This is a genomic window from Paraburkholderia sp. RL17-373-BIF-A (assembly GCF_046030175.1).
Classification (GTDB): Bacteria; Pseudomonadota; Gammaproteobacteria; order Burkholderiales; family Burkholderiaceae; genus Paraburkholderia.
This window is the reverse complement of the sequence record NZ_JARESO010000315.1, coordinates 1-897: the sequence shown is the minus strand read 5'-3', so window position 1 is coordinate 897 and position 897 is coordinate 1. Positions and strand designations below refer to the sequence as shown.

Annotated in this window: 1 protein-coding gene; it reads right to left on the bottom strand. The window is 59.1% G+C overall.

Annotated elements, in window-relative coordinates:
- The coding region (locus P0D80_RS50590; protein WP_408296381.1) for a hypothetical protein at positions 1-203 on the bottom strand (203 nt) is incomplete at its 3' end.
- Between the last annotated feature and the right edge of the window lie 694 nt (positions 204-897).

Sequence of the window (897 nt, the reverse complement as noted above, 5' to 3'; positions counted from 1 at the left end):
TGGTACAGTGCGACACGTGTCGCCGTCAGCCGCGCGTCAAGCGGCATGCAGTAGGCGGTAAAGCTCGTTTTTGTCTTGTCACGCTTCGCAAGGTATCGCGTTGCCGTGACCTGCTGTACGGCCAGCAGTTGCCTAGTTGGACAGGCCTGGCGGGTAACTGCCGGGTCTGAAGCTCCAACGACAACGTGCTCGTCGAAAGACACCACGTTCGGCGACGATATGTGGTGACGCTGCGAGCCGCAATGTGGCGTCGAGGCAAGGCAAGTTCCGCATGCGCAACAGATGTGAATCGTCGATAAACCTCGTGACGGATAATGGGCCGAAGCGGCTAATGGGCCCAGACCAAAAGGTATGCAGCCGGTTACTCCCTTTGTACCCGGGAGTACGTCGTCATCGTGCTGCCGGGGAATAGACGGGCGCTAACCGGAGAAGCCCGAGAGCATCCGGGTTGGCAGAAACGGGAACGTGGTAAGTCCAATTGTCCGCCTGCGCCAGTGGTTTGGCTTGGGCAGGTGACCCGCAAGGGGATCTGTTGGACAAGTGGAGATGAGAACGCGGAAAAAGCGAATGACGGGCGGTAATAGTTCGTATAGGGGTTCAGGATTTGCCCTAACCTGAAAGGGTGCAGACTTCCGCGTGGTGCAGTTGTCGCAGGTCCACGTTTAAGATTCATCGAGGGGAAGCTTGTGAGAGACCGGTAGCGCTACGGTTCAGCGCCCTTCGTCTCAGCGACGAGACGAATCAACGATGTGATGCTTGCGAAGGGCTCGTGCCGTTGGCGAGACCGGCGTCAGCGCGACGCTTAATGCTGTGCTCGAGCGCAGTGCGGTGAAAGTCGCATGCTGCGTTCTTCGGGGGCCCCGCTGCCGTGAGACGGTGGGGCTACCCACTACGCAA